12 protein-coding genes are annotated in these 17,409 nt (G+C 38.1%); 3 read left to right on the top strand and 9 right to left on the bottom strand.

Annotation, left to right across the window (positions count from 1 at the left end; all coding sequences use genetic code 11):
- Positions 1-40 precede the first annotated feature (40 nt).
- The 3 genes from IPI15_RS09060 to IPI15_RS09050 are packed head-to-tail and all read left to right on the top strand — an operon-like array spanning position 41 to position 2,458.
- Positions 41-952 (top strand): DMT family transporter, encoded by a 912-nt coding sequence (locus IPI15_RS09060; protein WP_287401859.1) that lies wholly within the window; start codon positions 41-43, stop codon positions 950-952.
- Positions 936-1,580 (top strand): O-methyltransferase, encoded by a 645-nt coding sequence (locus tag IPI15_RS09055; RefSeq protein WP_287419948.1) that lies wholly within the window; start codon positions 936-938, stop codon positions 1,578-1,580. The genes IPI15_RS09060 and IPI15_RS09055 overlap by 17 nt, the downstream gene beginning before the upstream one ends.
- The gene (locus IPI15_RS09050) at positions 1,577-2,458 is read left to right on the top strand and encodes a hypothetical protein (RefSeq protein WP_287401857.1); all 882 of its coding nucleotides are present in this window, start codon (positions 1,577-1,579) and stop codon (positions 2,456-2,458) included. Before IPI15_RS09055 ends, IPI15_RS09050 begins: the two co-directional genes overlap by 4 nt.
- Positions 2,459-2,579: 121 nt before the next feature.
- Here IPI15_RS09050 and IPI15_RS09045 read toward each other — a convergent pair whose 3' ends face one another.
- The 9 genes from IPI15_RS09045 to IPI15_RS09005 form a co-directional block, all read right to left on the bottom strand.
- A complete protein-coding gene (locus IPI15_RS09045; protein ID WP_287401856.1) occupies positions 2,580-5,150 on the bottom strand; it encodes a protein-disulfide reductase DsbD family protein in 2,571 nt (856 codons plus the stop codon).
- Positions 5,151-5,303: 153 nt separating this feature from the next.
- Entirely contained in the window at positions 5,304-6,077 is a 774-nt protein-coding gene (locus tag IPI15_RS09040; RefSeq protein WP_287419947.1) for a glycosyltransferase family 2 protein, read from the bottom strand.
- A gap of 377 nt (positions 6,078-6,454) precedes the next feature.
- Entirely contained in the window at positions 6,455-8,959 is a 2,505-nt protein-coding gene (gene bamA, locus IPI15_RS09035) for an outer membrane protein assembly factor BamA (protein WP_287419945.1), read from the bottom strand.
- A 796-nt stretch (positions 8,960-9,755) separates the two neighbouring features.
- Positions 9,756-12,512, bottom strand: a complete 2,757-nt coding sequence (locus IPI15_RS09030) for a M16 family metallopeptidase (RefSeq protein ID WP_287419944.1) — start codon at positions 12,510-12,512, stop codon at positions 9,756-9,758.
- A gap of 209 nt (positions 12,513-12,721) precedes the next feature.
- Complete coding sequence (locus IPI15_RS09025; RefSeq protein ID WP_287419943.1) at positions 12,722-12,928, bottom strand: type II toxin-antitoxin system HicA family toxin; 207 nt, start codon at positions 12,926-12,928, stop codon at positions 12,722-12,724.
- A complete protein-coding gene (locus IPI15_RS09020; RefSeq protein WP_287419941.1) occupies positions 12,925-13,149 on the bottom strand; it encodes a type II toxin-antitoxin system HicB family antitoxin in 225 nt (74 codons plus the stop codon). Before IPI15_RS09020 ends, IPI15_RS09025 begins: the two co-directional genes overlap by 4 nt.
- 181 nt (positions 13,150-13,330) lie before the next feature.
- On the bottom strand, positions 13,331-13,870 hold the full coding sequence (locus tag IPI15_RS09015; RefSeq protein ID WP_287419939.1) for an NADPH-dependent FMN reductase: 540 nt from the start codon (positions 13,868-13,870) through the stop codon (positions 13,331-13,333).
- A 3-nt stretch (positions 13,871-13,873) separates the two neighbouring features.
- A complete protein-coding gene (gene ftcD / locus IPI15_RS09010) occupies positions 13,874-15,547 on the bottom strand; it encodes a glutamate formimidoyltransferase (protein WP_287419937.1) in 1,674 nt (557 codons plus the stop codon).
- A 646-nt stretch (positions 15,548-16,193) separates the two neighbouring features.
- The gene (locus tag IPI15_RS09005) at positions 16,194-17,303 is read right to left on the bottom strand and encodes a glycosyltransferase family 4 protein (protein WP_287401849.1); all 1,110 of its coding nucleotides are present in this window, start codon (positions 17,301-17,303) and stop codon (positions 16,194-16,196) included.
- Between the last annotated feature and the right edge of the window lie 106 nt (positions 17,304-17,409).

The following is a 17,409-nucleotide window of genomic DNA, read 5'->3' as shown; positions in this document are numbered from 1 at the left end:
TTTTTTAATAACTTAATATTGCTTAATTTCACCCCCAATAATGAATAAAAAAACAACTCCTTTAGCTGCATATATTTATCTCCATATAGCTGTCCTGGCATATGGCTTTACTGCTATCCTAGGAGCACTGATACATATCAGCCCGATGGCGTTGGTATGGTGGAGGCTAATAATGACGCTGGTTGCGTTAATGTTTTTCTTCAGACCGAGACTTTCTGAGATAATTAAATATCGTTCTTATTGGCCTATGATGGCATTGACTGGTGTCATCATTGCCTTGCATTGGGTATGTTTCTATACTTCAATCAAGATCGCCAATGCATCCATTGCAGTAGTTGTATTGTCAGTAATGCCTTTTTTTACATCGATCTTAGATCCACTTATTAACAAAAGTAAGTTTCAAATACAGCAAATGGTGGTAGCCTTGCTCATCATCCCCGGTATGGCACTTATATTTAACAATACGGCGATGGATATGAAGGCTGGTGTCTGGGTAGGAATTCTCGCTGCATTACTTTCAAGTATATACACAGTGCTTTCAAAAAAACTGGTAGACAACTTGCCTGTCAAAATGCTTTCTTTCGTCCAACTTGCTTTCGGTCTCATCATCATAACTTTGATGCTGCCATTATTCAAAGGATTGGGTTGGCTGGAAATATTTGTCCCAACAGGAAATGACTGGATATATCTGATTGTGCTATCTGTGGTTTGCACTGCAATGGCATTTGTTTTTACTGCCATAGCCTTGAAGGCACTTACCCCATTTATTGTGAATCTATCTATCAATTTGGAACCTGTGTATGGAGTTATATTAGCCATCATAATCCTCCATGAAGACAAAGAGCTTAATAGCGGTTTTTATCTTGGTATGTCGATATTGTTAGCTGCAGTATTTCTCTACCCTCTTTCTAAGAATTATAAAAAGAAGAAATTGTATGGGCTGGGATCCTGAACAAATAGAAGAATATTGCCGATCAATTAGTGATGAGGTCCCTCAAATACTGACAGAATTAGACGAATATACTCATCAGCACCACCATGGAGCTACCATGATATCAGGTGCTTTTCAAGGAAGACTTCTAGCAATGATCAGCAGGATGTTGCGACCGAAGATCGTTCTGGAGGTTGGTACATATACCGGTTATTCAGCCCTTTGTTTTGCAGAAGGACTTGCGGAAGGAGGTTTGGTCCACTCCATTGATATTGATGAAAGATTGTCGGATACCCATGATAAATTTATCGGTCAGAGTATATATAAAGATCAAATAAAGGTTCACTTTGGTGATGCGAAACAGATTATTCCTACTATGGAAGAGTCATTGGATCTGGTTTTTATTGATGGGGCAAAGAAAGATTATGCTGCGATCTTCGATATGTGTCTGCCCAAATTAAGACCAGGTGGCGTCATTTTAGCGGACAATGTACTTTGGAAAGGAAAGGTATTGGGAGAAAAATACGATGATGCTACCACATTGTCTATAAAAGCATTCAACCAAAAAATACATGATAACAAGGAGGTCAATAAGTTGCTTCTACCGATTCGTGATGGTTTATTCTGGATCACTAAAAATAAGATATGATCTTTTTAACCAGAGACGATATAGATGATGTCAGATGGGATGGGGTGATAAACAAATCAGGACAAGGCCTACCCTATGCATATAGTTGGTCATTGGATCAAGTGGCCGGAAAGCAGTGGGATGCGATCATTAGTGAGGATTATACATGGGTTTTACCATTGCCTTACAACAGAAAAATATGTGGCTTCAAACAGTATTATACTCCGTACTTGATACAGCAGCTCGGTGTAATAGGAGATGTAGAAAGCTCTGAATCTTTTTTGTTATTGTTAAATAAAATGATCAGCAAGCATTGTATCAGGGCAAAACTAGCATTCAATGAAATGAATGGATATGCTCCTCAGATCTTCCATCAGGATAAAACTAACTTTGTGCTAAAGCTTAATGGTCCATATGATAAACTTAGGTCCAACTATAAAAAAAACCTTCAGCAAGTGTTGAAGAAAAAAGACGAGTTCAATATCTCTTTAGGTGAAGATTCCTCAATCACGACTTTTCTAAAATATTACTTTGAATACACATTTTCCAAGTTTTCTGCATCAGAAAAGCTAAGTCCTAATTACATACAGGACTATCTTTCCTTATTAAATTCAAAAGGTCTTGTCAATATACTACTTTCAAAAAATGACCTAGATGAAATATTTGCCGGCTTGCTTTATGTGAAAACAGAAAAGCGGATTATTATCCTACTCCAATTTGCTAATCCTGAATTCAAAAAACTATCAGGACCTTCATTACTTATAGATGAAGTAATTAAGAGGTATAGTAACAGCGAAATTCTTCTCGATTTTGAAGGATCAGATATTCCGGGTATCGCTATGTTTTACAATGCTTTTAGCCCCGAGCGGCGCAGCTTCGGCATTTTGAAAATACGGTAAAAATATATAACGGACAAGGGCAAGCCTTAGATCATCTGAAATACTAATATAAAGAAATAGTTTTTCTATTCATTACGGACAAGGGCAAGCCTTGTCCCTACCCCATAACAATACTATTATACTATTTCTCTACTTTCCCAATCAACTCCTTCCCCTCTGCAGCCTTATATGCATCTAGTCCACACTGAAGGAAGTTTACATAATCCTTCACTTCAGGAGTATACCCAACTGGTGTATTAAGTAAAGTACCTGTATTGGTCAAAAGTGCATACCATGGTTGAGAGTTATTATTAAAATTGTCCGTCTGGAAGAAGGCCCATTTGTCACCTTTGGTGCGGATCTTTTTCTGACCGCCTGTCTTAAAAGTGAGTGTCACCTGCTCATTTTCAGGAAGCTCTGTTTTGTCATCCACATAAAGGGAGATGACCACATATTCTTTGGAAAGAATAGCATAAACATCTTCTTTGACCCAAACATGTTCTTCCATTTTACGACAATTCACACAGGCATAACCTGTAAAATCAAGGAATACAGGCATGTTACGCGCTTTGGCATAAGCAAGTCCTTCGTCCAGGTCATGAAAACAATTTAGATTCTGAGGACAATCCTTTGGATGGATGAAACTATACCCTACAGGAGGTGCCAAACCGCTCAATAGTGAAAGTGAGGTAAAGGTCTTTGTATCTTCATTATACCTGAAACCTGACATCAGATAAATAGCAAATATTAAGGATACAACAGCCAGCCCTCCTCTTACCGGAGACAATTTTTTAAGCTTAGTATCATGCGGAAATCTAATCAGACCGAACAAATATGCTGCCATACCAAGTGCGACAAGGATCCAAATGATAAGGAAAGGTTCTATTTTTAATAATCCCCAATGCTTTACAAGATCTGCATTCGATAGGAATTTAAATGCGAGAGCAAGCTCAAGGAAGCCTAGCACTACTTTCACTGTCGTCAACCATCCACCAGATTTAGGCATAGAATTCATCCAACCCGGGAACGCCGCAAATAGAGCGAAAGGTAAAGCCAGGGCTAATCCAAAGCCACCCATTCCTGCTGTCAGCTGCCAGGCGCCACCATCCGAACTCAGAGCTCCTGCAAGCAAAGACCCAAGAATAGGACCTGTACAAGAGAATGACACGAGAGCCAGTGTCAATGCCATGAAGAATATACCTAAAAATCCACCTATGCCTTCAGCAGATGCTACTTTGTTGGAAAAGCTACTTGGCAAAGAAATATCGTAATATCCAAAAAAGGAGAATGCAAAAAACATGAAGATGATGAAGAATGCCACGTTCAGCCATACATTCGTCGAAATATCATTTAAAATATTTGGATTGATAGAATCCAATAAATGGAAGGGAAGACTTAGTAGAAGATAGATTGCGAAAATGAAAAATCCATACAAAAACGCATTCGTCAAGCCCTTCTTTTTGTCTTTACTTCCTTTCGTGAAGAAACTCACCGTCAAAGGAATCATTGGGAACACACATGGTGTAAGAAGCGCGATCAATCCACCGATGAATCCTAATAGGATAATGTTAAGTAAACTAGATTTAGCGACTTCAGATTCTGCCGAAGTAGTGCAATTGGATAATGGCTTGTCCAATTGTATGTTGTTGATGGGAAAAATACCGGCATCAGCGCCTGAAACGACCGGCTTCTTGTCCTCATCAGAAAACTCGCTATTCATGATCTCAATTGTGTTTCTATCAGCCGAGATTCTGAAATAAGCATTCAAAGGAACACATGTTTTTTCATTGCATGACATATAATCAGCCGTACCAAAGATCATTTTTCCTTCTTCGGTATTTTTCAGAGTAAGAATATATTCTGCACTGTTATCAATAGTAGTGACATTGACATTAAAAAACTTATCGAATGCCTTAGTTTTATCCTTAGCATTTTCAATGATGTTCTTATCTATTTCTCCTTTTGTGTCTTTGTCCAACATAAAACTCATAGGAATAGGACCATCCTCCTTATTGTTAAGGCTATAGATATGCCAACCTTTGTCTATTGACGCAATTAATCTTATGACTGGATTGCCTGACCCATCTTTAGAAATGGAAGCTGTCCAATTTACAGGTTGCATGATACCTGAATTTTCAACTTGTGTTTCAGGTGTTTTTATTGCTAATTCTGCTGGATCTCCGCTTTTGGAATCAGTCCCGGCTACTTTCTCATCCTTAGTAGTATTTGGGCCGACGATTCCAGTGCTTTTCTTATTTTTCAGATTGAAACTAAATTCATAATCTGTTGGAGGAAGGCATTTGGAATTGTCACATGTCTGGAAATTGACATAGCCCTTTATCGGCTTTGTGTCATCCAGGACTTTTATTTTTTGCTTAAAAGTGGCTAATTCACTGAATTTAGAGATTTCAACACCCCATATTTCATCGAATTTCTTCTTCAGATGCCCCCCTTCTATGTTTTTACCTATCAGTTTAATAGCCTTTGGATTGTCAAAAGCAACTACTGTGGCACTCGGACCGTCATCCGGACCTATATATTGACTATAAATATACCAACCTGACTCGATTTTGGCAGTCCATGTGAGTTCGAATTCGTCATCACTAATTTGCTTAGAGCTGGAACTCCATTTCACGGGGTCATAGATCTGTGCATTGATATTCGAAACAAAAATAAATGCAAAAAAAGAGAAAATCAAAAACAGATTCTTCATGCCTAATAGATAAGATTAAAATATTAAGGTGCAAAGATACACAAGCAAACAATATTTGGAATAATATAGTAAAGTTAAGCGGAATAGAACCTTTGATTTAATTGTTCCTTAACGTTTAATTAAATCATGTCTTAAAATTATTGACTTAAAATATCATTTGCAACATTCCGGCACCCTATTATTTTGTAGTTCCATCATGATTCTATTGCGTTTCCAGGAGCCAAGTGCATCAGTGAGTGCTATTTGAAAACCAGCTTTCCCATCCAGAAAGCCAAGATGAATAAAGTATGTTATTATAAATTTACTTATAGAAGTCAGAATAGTCCATATCAGATTGGTCCTTTTTCCTTTCTGGAATCTTTCATGAGCAGAAAGTTTGGCATAATTAAATACCTTATCCATTCTTTGGCTATAAGATTCGTAAGAATAATGGTCAAGTCTCCCATTCAGAAGCTCTTTCTTTACATTGTCCCCAAAACTCAGTTTTTCATGTACAAAGTCTCCGGTCCAACTTGCCACTTTCTTGTTAAAAAGTCTGGGAATATGATCAGGACTCCAATTGGAGAATCTGATCTGCTTTCCACAAAAATAATTAGAACGATTAAGTAAGTAAACTTTATGATCCTCAAATGTCAAACCTTCAATACTGTCAATTAATGCTTCACTCATCACCTCATCCGAATCCAGTGAAAGCACCCAATCGTGTTCGGCATAGGAATTTGCAATATTTTTGGTAGCACTATATCCCTTCCAGTTTTGATGAATCACTCTGGCGCCCAGATCATTTGCGATATCAACAGTATTGTCATCGCTTCCTGAATCGCATACAACTATATCATTGCTTACTCTTCGTGCAGCGCCTATAACTTCACCAATGCGCAGAGAAGCATTATTGGCGATGATGACTACTGATAGATCTGATCTCAAATTGAAATATGGTTATTTTATTTTATTAGAAGCTCACGCCAGGGTCGAATGGATTATTGTCTCTGTTGACAAGGGCAGGCCTAATTGATACGACTTTCGGACCTTATGATGTATATAATTCGAAAAGGCAGCCCCCCCCCCCTTTCTGTCCCCGAATCATACCTTCTGTCTTTCTGATATTTGTGTTGCTAAACTTAATGCGGACAAGGGCAAGCCTTATCCCTACGCTCATACTATTATACTATCTACAATAATACGCTCCTCCTATTCCGTATTTTCAAAGATCAACTGTGATGACAGGTCTCGACCTATCCCTACAGTTGATCTTTGAAAACACTATCATACTCTAATACTATCTTACTCTAATACTTTTTCCTCTATTCCGGCTCGAAACCAAGTATAAAGCTGAACTTACCGAATTGCGTCCATTTTGCTCCTTCATTGATTAGGTTAGTTTTATCAAATCCGAAACCGTAATCAAAACCGAGTATACCAAACATAGGAAGGAAAACTCTAAGACCTAAACCGGTAGACCTTTTAAGGTCGAAAGGCCTAAAATCTCTAATTTTATTCCATGCATTTCCTCCATCCAAAAAGCCGAGGACGAAAATAGATGAACCAGGATTGAGAGATATCGGATATCTTAACTCCAGTGAGAATTTGTCGAATACTGCAGCTCCATCACTTGTCACTTTGTTGTCTCTTCTTACATCTTCCACATTGTATCCACGCAGAGAGATTATGTCTTTACCTACGATACCGGTATTGGCATTGGATAGACCATCACCACCTAATTCAAAACGCTCAAATGGAGAGAGTCCAACATCTTCGTTATAATAACCTATCATACCTATTTTACCGGAAACCTTAAGTACTAGCTTACCTATAAGGGATTTATAAAATTCCATATCGAGTCTCCACTTGTGGTATTCCAGAAATTGGAATCTATCTGCGATATCAAGAGCTCCATAATCCTTATTTGAAAATAATGAATATGGCGGAGTGAACTGTCCGGTCAGAGATATCCTTGAACCATCTCTAGGAAAGATCGGATCAGCGATAGTAGTCCTGGCTAAGGTCAACCTTAAATTAAAGTTGTTGAACGTTCCACTTGACACCGTGAATAGTCCACCATAATCTTGCAGTTTATTTTGTTGTAGATTCACAGATGCATTCACCAGGAAGTTGTCATCCGGCCATTTCAGTCTGGTACCTACGCCCACAGTTCCTGAAACGATAGAGTAATACCCAACACTTTCGCCCGTTGAGCCATTTATATTGGCATATCTGGTATAGAATCCACCTACTGTAAATGAAGTAGGCTTCTTACCTCCCAGCCAAGGCTCCGTAAATGAAGCATTGTAAGATTGATAGAATCGTCCGTTAGTCTGAGCTCTGAGAGATAATTTTTGACCATCCCCTTGAGGCAGCGGTCTCCAGGTCTCACTCTTAGTTATATTTTTCAATGAAAAGTTATTGAACGTAACCCCAAGTGTTCCTATCAATCCCTGATATCCTCCATAACCTGCCGACAATTCAAGCTGATCATTTGGTTTTTCTTCTACAGTGTATTCAATATCTACGGTTCCGGCTTTTTGATTCACAGGGTAATTGATACCAATGGCTTCCTGATTAAAATAACCAAGATTGACGATTTCTCTTTGAGACCTGATTAGATTTTGTCTGCTGAATTTTTGCCCAGGCTTAGTATATAATTCTCTTCTGATGACATATTCATTAGTTCTGTCATTTCCCTTGATAATTACCTTATCAATTGTAAACTGAGGGCCTTCGAAGACCCTCATTTCAAGATCGATAGAATCATTATCCACAGCTGTTTCTACTGCATCGATATTAAAAGCAAGATATCCATCATCTAGATAAAGTGAGCTTACATCTGATCCATCCATGCTGAAACGAAGTCTACCATCTAGTTTTTCCTGATTGTAAGTGTCACCAAGCTTTACACCCAGGCGATTGTTCAACTGCTCATCAGTATACAAAGTATTGCCTTTGAAATTGATGTTTCTGTAATAATATTTATTGCCTTCGCTGAGATTTACATTTATACGAATATCTCCGTCTTTTTCTCTCCATACAGAATCAGAAACTACTTTGGCATCCCTGTATCCTAATGTGTTGTAGTAGGCTATTACGGCAGCTTTATCTGCTTCATATTTATCTTTGTTGAACTTGGAAGAGGAGAAAAGTTTTCTTTTGACCTTTGTGTCGCCCATCTTCTTGCGCAACTTGCTTGCTTTTGCATTGACATTGCCGGTAAATGTGACATCCTGAATCTTTATCCTTGAATTTCTTTTTACATTGAACACTAGTCTAACTTGGTTCAATGCGGTGTCCTGACTGATCTCTCTGACAGTGGCTGTAGCATCCAGATAGCCCTTTTCAATAAAGAAGTCCTTGATGGCATTGATAGAGTTCAGTTTGTTGTTTTCTGTGACGATGCCTCCTTTGAGTAGGTAGCCATCTATTTTTTTGTTAAGATCTTCGTGATATGACTTCTTAATACCGGTATAAGACCAACCTAAAAGCCTTGGTCGCTCTTCTACTTTTATTTCGATAAAGATGACCTGTCCGATTGTTTTTTCTTTAATTATCTCGACATTAGAGAATAATTTAAGATTTAATAAAGCTTTAACTGCTTTGGAAATCTTTGGACCCGGTACTTGTATGATGTCACCGACCTTGAGTCCGGAGATGGTCATAATAGCGTTTTCATCACTGAATTTGGCTCCAACCACCTTCAATGATCCGATTTCGAACATCTTATCTTTGTCTTCCTGAGCCAAAGTATTACTTTGAAAGGATAGAAAAGCTGTTATAAAAAGAAATGAGGTGAATAAAAACTTAATATTTAAATGCATCTGTATCAAATTATTATAAATGGATGTTTGAAATTTAAGTTCAAAAACCAATGACCTTCAATCTATTGAAAATCAATTTTTTGAGGCGCAAATTTAGATTTTATTTGAGTAGTTTACTAATTATTGTCCTAAAATCCTCCATTGCAATCTGTTAATATATATCTACGGCGCTTTACAAACGTGAAACGACTCAAGAAATTGCTTTGATATAAACAGATTGAAAGATAAATTTGGTCAATGATTTAGCTTGGAATAGTAAACGGTGAGCTTGTCCAATATGCTGCCAAAAAATTGTGATTTTAACTTTAAACTTCAGGTAATTCTCTGTAATATTCACTTACAAAGGTCTTTTGGCCCTCTCTGAAAAGATTGTTGGAAATATGCGAGGCACTGCGTACCTCGCTGATGTATGTCTCCCCTGCCTAGACAGTCAGGCAAGCCTGCTGGGCTTAGAGTGGTATGGTTGTTTATATAATCATAGAATATACTACTTCAAAAGCTACTCTAATCATCTGATAAATACAATTGGTGACCACCAATATCTTACCGTCGGTTTTAACCGACGGATCGAAGGATAAGTATGATTGGACTTTAGTCCCAGGCTCCTAATCTTTTTATTTTTAATTAAAACTCATAGGAAAGACATTGGGTCAATACACAAAATCATCCTCTTAATTGATATTAAAAAAAAGAGGAGAACCAGTTCAGCCCTCCTCTTTTATATTTATATCAAAGAAAAATGTAAGAATTCAAAACTAACTTAAAATGCTATATTTTTCATCCTTCATTCAACTGACTAAGGTTTTTTCTCCACATTTTTCTCAAAGTCACCCGCCTTGATCACAACCAATTTCGATGGTGAAATGAATTTATTGAATGCCGCATTAACTTGTGCAGGTGTAAGTGCCTGAATCGCCTTATCAATTTTATCATCAAATTCCATTGTACGTCCTATGAATAGGTTATTGTTCAATGTACCTGATAAAGAAGCATCCTGCGCACGACTAACCTGTCTTGATTGCAACAAACCAGACTTAGCAGCTTCAAGCTCTTCAGCAGTGAATCCATCCTTGTTAACTCTCGCGATCTCTTCCTTGACAGCAGCATTTACTTTCTCTGTATTCTCAGGAGCACTGATCGCATACACAGTAAAGTTACCTGCCTTGTCCATAGCACTTGAGCTAAATTGAGAACCAACTCCATAGCTCAAACCATCTTTCTGGCGAATACGTGTAGCAAGCCTTGAATTAAGGAATCCTCCACCCATGATATAATTCGCTAAAACCATAGCCGGATATTCAGGGTCAGAATCTTTCAATTCTACATTGAAACCAGCAAGATAAAGTGAATTGGATTTATCTGGAGTATTAATGTTTTTCTCACCCGGTGTAGCAGCTTGAAATGGACTTGCCATCCTTTTGTAAGGATTCTTAGCTTTCCATGTACCGAATGTTTCCATCATCATTTTTTCGATCTCTTCCTTCGAGAAATCGCCTACTACTGAAGCAGTAGCATCTGTAGCACCATAGAAGTCTGTATGGAATTTCTTAAGATCTTCCAATTTAACAGCTTTTACCATTGCAATATTCTCATCCATCGTAGGAGTATAACGTGGATCATCTTTCGGATAATTTGCGATTGCTCTTGAATATTCTACACTGGCAAGACCCTGAGGATCACCTTTCTGAGCTTCGATAGCACTTACTTCCTGATTAACCAGTATTTCAAACTCATTCTGCGGGAAAGCAGGGTTTTTAAGGATATCAGCTATAATAGCCAAAGTCGGTTTAAGATTTTCTCTTGTTGTTTCTACCCTAACATTGCAGTTAGATGCGCCTCCACTGATGGAAACTCTGGATTTTAACTTATCGAAAGCATCAGAGATCTGTTGCTTACTCATCGTCTTAGTTCCCTTATTCAACATAGAAGCAGTGAGGTCACCAGTAGCAGCCTTGCCCTTTAAGGTTGTTGCATCACCCATTCTAAATGTTATATTAGCTATTACGACATCACCTCTGGTTTCCTTTGGCAACATAGCTATTTCAAAATTACCTGTTTTAGCTTTAGCTATACTCGTTCTTTTATCAATATTAGATGGAGAAGGGTCAAACATTTCACCTTCGCTCACTGCCTCATTTCCTTTGTAATCTTTAACAATAGCGGCAAAATCAACCACGCCCGGTACTTCTACTCTATCAGGATTTTTGTCAGGAATAAACTCTCCAAAAGTTCTGTTTGAACTTTTGAAATATAACTTAGCAACTCTTTTAAGATCATTTAAAGTCACTTTTTTAATATTGTCACGACCGATGAAAGTTAGTCTCCAGTCACCTTGTGCGATATATTCACTAAGATTCGTTCCAACTCTTTCTACGTTATTGAAAGCCATTTCCCAGCCTTTAGAAGCTTTTTGTTTCTGACGATCAAGTTCTTCTTGTGTAAAAGTCATACCTGATACTTTGTCAAGTCTGCTTAAAAATGTTGCCTTAGCTTCTTCCAATGATTTATCTAAAGGTATAGATGCACCAAACATCATGACTCCCGGCTCTTTTAATTCAAAACTAAAGCCAAATACGTCAGTTGCTTTTTTGCTTTCTACCATTTCCTTATACATTATACCACCAGGGTTATCTGTAAGAATAGAAGTTAGCATTTCCAATGCTGCGTAGTCAGGATGTGCACCAGGGCAGATGTGATATGCAGCCATGACAGCCTGTACATCACCTGTTCTTCTAAGCACGACACTTCTTTCTCCATCTTGAGTAGGTTCAGCAGTGTAAGTCGGATACAAAAGATTTTCTTTTCTGTTCGGTTTCGGAATTGGTTCGAAGTATTTCTTGATCATTTTCAATGTTTTTTCCACATCGATCTGACCTGCTACCACCAATACTGAATTGTCCGGTTGATAGTATTTTTTATAAAATGCCTGCAATCTTTCGATAGGAACATTCTCTATATCCGCTCTTGCACCAATGGTAGATTTACCATAATTATGCCAAAGAAATGATGTGGACAACACGCGCTCCATCAGGATGCTGGTTGGATCATTCTCACCACTTTCGAATTCATTTCTTACTACAGTCATTTCACTTTCAAGTGCCTCTTTCGCTATAAATGAATTAACCATTCTGTCAGACTCAAGGCTAAGTGCCCATTCAAGATTTTCATCTTTAGCTGAGAAAGTCTCGAAATAATTCGTTCTATCCAACCATGTTGTACCATTTGGACGCGCTCCATGAGAAGTTAATTCTGCAGGAATATCTTTATGATTAGGAGTACCTTTGAACACCATGTGCTCCAAAAGGTGCGCCATACCTGTCTCACCGTAACCTTCATGACGGCTACCTACCAGATAAGTGATATTTACAGTAATTGTAGGTTTGGATGGTTCAGGGAAAAGCAACACTTTCATGCCATTTTTCTCAATTGTATATTCTGTGATGCCTTCCACAGTAACCCCTTTAGTAATGCCTTCGACCTGAGCCTGCATGGCGAAAGGGAGGGCGCAAGCGAAAACTCCTGCTATAAGGATTGCTTTCAACTGCTTTTTCATAAATATTTTATTCATATATTAATTTGGTTAGATTGAAAAAAGATGCGCAATTTACGAAAAATACCCATTTTATTTTAGGTTTTCGCTGAAAGTATGGTTTGCTTCGACCAAAAAACTTCCTTATTTAAACTTTACAAAAGTGCCAATATGTGATTTTAAAAAATCTGAACTTCTGAATTATATGGGTGATATAAGTTTATTGAATAAATTTAAACTAAATCATTTTTATCAAGTCCAGCTTGTCTAATGATAGCATAAAAAGTACCTTTTTTCATGTCCCTTCCACCGTGAAAAGGCACGATAATCGTTTTTTTTGAATCAGGGTTGTAATACAATTGATGTGAGCCTTTGGATCGTTTGAAAATAAAGCCGTTTTCTTCTAAAAAAATAATGAGGCGATTTGGGGATAGGTTCATGTTGCCTCGAGGGTTAAAGAGAATTCCAACGTATTGCTATTATCAGGTATAACTTCGCCTCTTTCTTGTAATTCTTCAATAAAAAGCTCAATCGCTTCTTTAGCCATTGCTATAGCCTCGTCAACATCTTCACCGTATGTAATGCAACCAGGCAATACAGGAACCGAAACAGTGTAACCGCCTTCAGCTTCTTTTCTTAAATGTATTTTGTATGTGTACATATTTTTTTGATATTGGTCTTTTAAAGTGGTGTTTCATTACATTGTAGTAAAAAGCCAACTTATCTTAATTATTTAAAACTTTTCGTACAATAAAGTAAAGATAATAAAATGGACCTTTTCATTTCAGGTTATTAAATTTTGGTTTTTCATTTTGGAATAATGAACATATTTATAACCAGAATTAATTGGTAACGAAAAACTTTAAAAAAGATTCTATAAAGTTATTAATCAATAAAGCTGTCTGAGGATGTGTGATCTCATTTTCCATATTGATCTTTCCACTGATACCTGATATCAAGAGTGTGGTATCTTCTGCAAACTTAGCTTCAATGGTTCTCATCACCAATTGTAAGGATTCGTGTCCCATCATTCCATTGGCGGAAGCTGTGATTAGCCCAACAGGCTTTTGAGAGAAAATAGTGGTAGAAACGCACCATTCCAAAGCATTTTTGAGACTGCCGGGCAGTGTAAACACATATTCAGGCGTACAGATCAGCACACCATCTGCCTCCGATATCAGTTTTCTGAAATTCACAATGCTTTCAGGAGGGTTTTCTTTGTCAAGGTCCGGATTGAAGTGAGGCAGCGTGTCGATCTCATTGAAAATATTCATTTCAAAAACATCAGCAGTCATGTGCTGGATGCATTTTACCAATCTTAAATTGGAAGAATTAGCTCTGGTACTGCCTATAATGGCGAGCACTTTTTTCTTTTCAGACATAAATCAAAGTACCTTTTCCACTGACTTTTGGATCTCACTAAGTTCATCCATTGACTTTCTATACAATGTGGTAGCCTGCGCCGTCATAAACACACTGTAATCCGCATCATCCAAACCTTGCAAGTTGATCTTTACATTGTAGTAAGCACCTGTCACGGCTGTCTGAAGACAAAGTCCACCCACAGCAGCATCTGAAAGGCTGGTAGGATTGCCTTTTTCTACCATGGCAGCTATGATCGGAATGGCCAACGCAGCTGTTTTCATTACTTCATAAGGTATTTCGATGGCGTGTTTCGTTGCAGAGATCATAGCTTCTTTTCTTGCAGCTATTTCCTCTTCGTTGGATTTGGGCATTCTTACTGCTTCGATAATACCGTTGAAGGCTTGGGTATCTTCATCTACTAGCTGAAGCAATTTTTGTTTTATCTCTTGTCCTTTTACGGCGTATTTACTGTAATTTTTCCAATTTTTTTCAAAACCTTTTTTACTTCCTGTAAGATTTGCAACCATCGTCCCCAGCGATATGCCGAATGCCCCAACAGCAGCCGAAACAGATCCACCACCCGGTGCCGGAGATTCTGATGCTGTCAGATTAGCAAACTCTGTCAATGAAAGATTCACAAGTCTGGAGTCTTCCTTCTTGGCAATCGCATATTCGATGACCTTCTTGTCAAGAGGATATGGAGCAATTTCTTCCAGCCCCATCGATCTTACAGCAAATTTCATTAATTCCAATTCTGAAAGTCCGGAAGATGCTTTTTGCTTCTGCAAGAAATATTTACCTGCATCGATCAATACTTTTTTTGGCACCATACCAACAAGTTCCGATCCGGTAACTCTGATACCCCGATTTTGTGCACTTTCCACACATGCTTCGAAAGCATCATGCAGCGGTGTATCATTGATATTAGTGAGGTTCATAGAGATTTGTGCGATGCCGTATTCTTCTATAAACCACCCAATTCCTTTGACACTTTTTAGTTTGCCGGGTTGACGGATATGTTCACCATTGTCATCAAGGACCGGCTCTCCATTGACTTTCATGATGCGACCATTTTCACGAATATCGAAGGCAATGCCGTTAGCTTTCTTAACAGAAGTTGTATTGAGATTGACATTGTAAGCTACCAGGAAGTCTCTGGCCCCGATTACGGTGGCACCTGACCTTTCATTGAATATTGCTGCACCAAAGTCCGGCTTCCACTGAGGGTCTTTGATCTTTGTCACGAACCCTTCATATTCACCACTTCTGATATCGCCCAGGCTTTTTCTATCAGGAGAAGCAGCTGCTGCCTCATATAGATATATTGGTATGCCATGTCCTTCTGCTACTCGTTGTCCCAATTTCTGAGCATAAGGAATTAATTCATCCAAGGTTATTCCGGCTATGGGGATGAGTGGACAAACATCGGTCGCACCCATGCGAGGATGAGCTCCTTTGTGTTTACTCATATCGATGAGTTGGCCAGCGACGCCAATAGCTATATATGCAGCCTCACACACAGCATCCGGATGACCAACAAAGGTAAACACTGTACGATTTGTCGCCTTTCCGGGATCAACATCCAGTAAGGTCACCCCCTCCACGGCTCTGATAGAATCAGCGATGGCATTAATTACATTCATATCACGTCCCTCACTGAAATTGGGAACACATTCTATTAATATCTGGCTCATGTCGGCTATTTTTTGCTTGCAAATATAGAATGTTTGAAGCCGAAATGATGGAAGAATTATTTGATTTATTTAAAATCAAGTTGTGAATCAGGTGTGAACCAGGGTGAAGAAACGTTTAAATTAATACCAAGAATTTAATAATAAATGGCTGATAACCTGTTAATTAGGCTGTGAATATGAAAGTTTTGGCATTTTCCTAGGTATTATGAAGAACTTAAAACCTTCTAATTATTGTATCAAGTTAAACACCGACAAGCTTTTAAAAACAATAATATCTTTAACCACTGATTGCACTAATGATGCTTCACATCTAATACTAATTCATTTGTGAAAATTTTGTGAAAATTCTTAAAACTTCTGGTAAAATGCCTTTGTCGTAAAGCTTATGATTTTGATGCAATAATAACTTAAAACCCCGGCGGGGGTTGAATGACAATAGCCCCGATTGCAACTCGGGGGGGAGATAGCGCACGCTTACAACCCCGGAGTGGGTTGAATAAATTTAACTTAATTCTTTTTTGATAGCGATATAATTTCAGTTGAATTTGAGGATTCTCTTTAAAGATATTATGATGAAGTTAAAACTTCTAAATATTGTATCGAAGTTAAAAACTTCGACAAGCCTCCGAGCCTCCGAGCATTATTTTCACAAAACAGTTTGATTAATAACTGATGATAAACAGTTCCATACCTTTTTGGATGTCAACTTCCAGGAGTATTTTACAACATTTTCAAACCCCCTTTGAATTAATGTCTCCCTTAAAGTTGCATCATTTTTCAAAAGTGCCATTGAATCAGCTATTGCCGCGACATCATAAGGGTCAACCAACAAAGCACCACTTCCTGCAGCTTCCGGCAACGAACTAATATTCGAACATATCACCGGGCAACCACATTGCTGGGCTTCTATAACTGGCATTCCAAATCCTTCAAAGTAGGAGACACATAGCAAAGCGATTGCTTTTTGTAGTTTTTCAGAAATTTCCTGATTAGTCAAATACCCTTCGAAAATAACGTCTTCTTTGAACTGCATTTTGTTAAGATACTCATAGATCGGGGCATCCTTCCAACCTTTGCCGCCAATGAAGATCAATTTGGTGGCATTTCCGCTTTTCATCTTATAAGCCTCAAATGCCTCCAGCAGCCTGACTATATTTTTCCTTGGCTGAATTGTTCCTATGTGCACAAAATAATCTTCCGGTTCAATACCTTCTTCTGGCCGTTCAAACCCTTCATTCAAGCCAAGACCAACTACCTCGATCTTATCTGAAGGGATGTTATATTGGCCAATAATATCCAATTTAGTTGCCAATGAAACAGTTGCAATCTTCGCAGCTTTCCGGGCAAAAAGCGGCATAAAATGTTTATAATACCATCTATTACTAAATGATAAATCTGCAGGGAAATGCTCGAAAGCAAGGTCATGAATGACGAGAACTGTTGGTATATTCAAGCTAAGTGACATAAAATTGTCGGGGCTAAGAAATACTTCAGCCTTATATTTTTTGACAATTGAAGGAATGGCCCACTCAAACCACCAATAGAAAAGAAAAGGAGCTCGGGCAGGTGGAAAGACCATGACAGGTGTTATATTCGAAGCAAAAACAAAGTCAGGGTCAATTTTTCTGTCAAATAAAAAGATAAATTCATCTTCAGGATGTTGCACCACCAATTGTTTCAATAATTCAAAAGTAAAATGTCCAAGTCCGGTCATTTTACCTTTGATGAGAAACCTTGTGTTTACAGCTATTTTCATAGAGAATTTTGTGCAAATATCTTTAAAATGAACCTTTACTCACCGGCGAAATTAGATATTATTTCTTTTCGGGATGAATTATGGATGGATTTTTGAATTTAATGGC

Source organism: Candidatus Brachybacter algidus (genome assembly GCF_016707225.1).
Lineage (GTDB): Bacteria > Bacteroidota > Bacteroidia > Chitinophagales > Saprospiraceae > Parvibacillus > Parvibacillus algidus.
The sequence above is the reverse complement of the archived record's forward strand: the minus strand, read 5'-3'. Positions and strand labels throughout refer to the sequence as shown.

Bases quoted from the DNA above. Each gene is read 5' to 3' on its own strand.
- IPI15_RS09045 (WP_287401856.1), bottom strand. From the start codon at position 5,150: ATGAAGAATCTGTTTTTGATTTTCTCTTTTTTTGCATTTATTTTTGTT.
- IPI15_RS09060 (WP_287401859.1), top strand. From the start codon at position 41: ATGAATAAAAAAACAACTCCTTTAGCTGCATATATTTATCTCCATATA.
- IPI15_RS09030 (WP_287419944.1), bottom strand. From the start codon at position 12,512: ATGAAAAAGCAGTTGAAAGCAATCCTTATAGCAGGAGTTTTCGCTTGC.
- bamA (WP_287419945.1), bottom strand. From the start codon at position 8,959: ATGCATTTAAATATTAAGTTTTTATTCACCTCATTTCTTTTTATAACA.
- IPI15_RS09005 (WP_287401849.1), bottom strand. From the start codon at position 17,303: ATGAAAATAGCTGTAAACACAAGGTTTCTCATCAAAGGTAAAATGACC.
- IPI15_RS09020 (WP_287419941.1), bottom strand. From the start codon at position 13,149: ATGTACACATACAAAATACATTTAAGAAAAGAAGCTGAAGGCGGTTAC.
- IPI15_RS09015 (WP_287419939.1), bottom strand. From the start codon at position 13,870: ATGTCTGAAAAGAAAAAAGTGCTCGCCATTATAGGCAGTACCAGAGCT.
- IPI15_RS09025 (WP_287419943.1), bottom strand. From the start codon at position 12,928: ATGAACCTATCCCCAAATCGCCTCATTATTTTTTTAGAAGAAAACGGC.
- IPI15_RS09050 (WP_287401857.1), top strand. From the start codon at position 1,577: ATGATCTTTTTAACCAGAGACGATATAGATGATGTCAGATGGGATGGG.
- ftcD (WP_287419937.1), bottom strand. From the start codon at position 15,547: ATGAGCCAGATATTAATAGAATGTGTTCCCAATTTCAGTGAGGGACGT.
- IPI15_RS09055 (WP_287419948.1), top strand. From the start codon at position 936: ATGGGCTGGGATCCTGAACAAATAGAAGAATATTGCCGATCAATTAGT.